Genomic DNA, 2,510 nt, shown 5'->3' on the forward strand with positions numbered 1-2,510 from the left:
GATCAAAACCTCTATTTTTATTTTGGGAAGAAACGGGATCTCGTAAATCCGCCCCCGGAACTGTTCCGTGAGCCCTTTCTGGTGCCCCCGGCCCTCGACCGGGTAGACGGTCATTGCAGGGTAGCCTACACTGTCAAGCGCTTCTGTGATTTCGGCAAGCTTTTCTTCCCTCACGATGATATCCACCTTGTACAAGCAAATCCCTCCCTTCTGGTAATTGTCCCCACCAACCCCTGCCAATCTGACTGCCTCCCTGCAGTCAAGAGCAGATCGAAAGGCTAAAAGACTGCCATCAACCTGTAAGCAGGGTCCGGTGGCGGGTAAACTCAGGGTAGGCCGGGGTCCCGTGCTCCGGAATGTCCAGCCCCTGCAATTCCTCCTCCGGAGAAACCCGGATCCCGAAGATCAGGTCCATTACTTTAAACAGGATGTAACCCAACCCGAACGCCCAGGCTGCAACAGCTACCACACCGGTAAGCTGGGCCAGCAGCTGGCCGAACCCTCCTCCGTAGAACAAACCCGTGACGTAGGGAGCCTCCAGGGAGTAGAGGCCATATGTGCCGTCTGCAAAAAGACCAACGCTTAAAAGGCCCCAAATGCCGTTGAAGCCGTGGACGCTGACCGCCCCCACAGGGTCGTCGACGCCCCGCGCCTCCAGGAAATAGACCCCGGCGACGATAATAAGCCCGGCCACTGCTCCAATAACCACAGCGGCCCAGGCCTCCACCCAGGCGCAGGGTGCTGTAATCGCCACAAGGCCGCCCAGGGCGCCGTTTAAAGCCATGCCCAGGTCCCACTTCCGGGTCTTAAGATAGATAGTCAGGAGCGCCACCATCGTCCCTGCTGCTGCCGCAAGGTTCGTGTTCACGGCAATCACGGCGATCCGCAGGTGGTGAGCAGTAAAGGTGCTGCCCGGGTTGAACCCGAACCAGCCGAACCAGAGAATGAAGGTGCCCAGAGCCGCGAGAGCCATGCTATGGCCGGGAATGACGCGGGGCTTTCCGTCCCGCCCGTACTTCCCGAAGCGGGGGCCGAGCACCATGGCGCCGGCCAGGCCCACCATCCCCCCAACTGTGTGCACGACTCCAGAGCCTGCAAAATCCACGTGGCCAGCGCCGAACGGCAGTTTCGCAAGCCAGCCCCCACCCCATACCCAGTGGGCGTAAACGGGGTAGATGAAGAGGCTTACGAAAAAGGTGTAGATTAAATAGGCAGGGAACTTCAGCCTCTCGGCAACCGCCCCAGATACGATGGTTGCCGCCGTTCCACAAAAGACCAGCTGCCAGAAGAAATCCAGGTAAACCCCGACATCGTAAGCCTTGCCGTGGAGGAACCAGTTGCCCAAACCGATAAATCCACCTGCATCTGTACCTTTGAGAAATCCGTAACCTACCGCAAAAAAGACGAGAGAGGCCACAACAAAGTCAATCAGGTTCTTGCTGAGAAGGTTTGTCGCGTTCTTGGCCCGGCAAAAGCCTGCTTCTACCATCGCGAAACCCGCCTGCATAAAGAAGACCAAGAACCCGGAGACAAGCACCCAGACGTAATCAACCGGAGCCGCCTGGTTGTTCTTCAGGGTCTCCGCTCCCGTCGGGTCGGCAGCCAGGGCCGCACCGCTGAGGAAAAACAATGCAAGAAGGCAAATGCCTAAAACAACTAAAAGAAAGAGGGAACTTCTCCGCAACTACCTCACTCCTTTTTGCAAAATTTTTGTCCCCTTTCCTTATAAACTGGCGCAGGCAGGCTCTTAATTCACCACCCCCTTCACCCAAACAGTCTAGAAACGCAAAAGGCCCCTGACTTCGGGAACTGCCTCGTTCCCAAAACAGGGGCCTCGCTGCCTTGCCGGATCCGCAGCCCTGCGGACGCCCGGCCTGATCTTTTTGCGGCAGAGCCGGAAGACGGCGCCGGAACGCAAAATCCCCGCATTTTTGCGGGGACTCCCTCATCCCGGGTCCGGCGCCTGCGCCGCAACACCTTCGTTTGTCTTTATTTTACATGAGTCTCTCAAAAATACAACCCCTTTGGGAAAAAGTACTTTGTATACTTTTTAACTCTTTCCGCCGGCACCCTCAGTCTGATGCCCTTCAATTAGAAGTTATCCTGGAGTATTGCAAAAATGCAAAAAGCATCATAAGGAGAAGGTTGGTTTAGAAAAATCCGGATTTCCGCAAAGTGCCATTTTAACACGCCATTTTTTTGCAACAGAAAAGGTTCAGAGCGCGGCGAAGATCTCTTTTGCTTCTGCCTCAAACCCCTGCAAAATAAGGGATTTAACCTTTCCCTCCGCTTCGACCCTCTGGTTCAGGGAAAATTTACCCTCCTGCCCCACATATACTTCAACACTTTTGTCTTCGGGATCCACAATCCAGTATTCTTTCACACCGTGGGCGGCATAGGTCCTCGCCTTTTTCTTTAAATCGTAATAGGCGGTGGAGGGAGATAAAATCTCGATTACCAGATCGGGAGCGCCGTTGATTCTGGCAGGCTCGATGATCTGGAACCTGTCT

General features: G+C 55.1%; 3 protein-coding genes. All 3 read right to left on the minus strand.

The features are described 5' to 3' along the window. A partial coding sequence (locus HPY90_RS15790; protein WP_287195924.1) for a P-II family nitrogen regulator occupies nt 1-240 on the minus strand: 240 nt, incomplete at its 3' end. Between the two features lie 52 nt (nt 241-292). Further along, nucleotides 293-1,684, minus strand: coding sequence for an ammonium transporter (locus HPY90_RS15795; protein ID WP_287195926.1), 1,392 nt, complete (start codon nt 1,682-1,684; stop codon nt 293-295). 531 nt (nt 1,685-2,215) lie between these two features. Then, on the minus strand, nt 2,216-2,510 hold a 295-nt coding region (locus HPY90_RS15800; RefSeq protein WP_287195928.1), incomplete at its 5' end, for a Uma2 family endonuclease.

Origin of the sequence: Syntrophothermus sp. (genome assembly GCF_013314835.1) — a bacterium.
Classification (GTDB): domain Bacteria; phylum Bacillota; class Syntrophomonadia; order Syntrophomonadales; family Syntrophothermaceae; genus Syntrophothermus; species Syntrophothermus lipocalidus.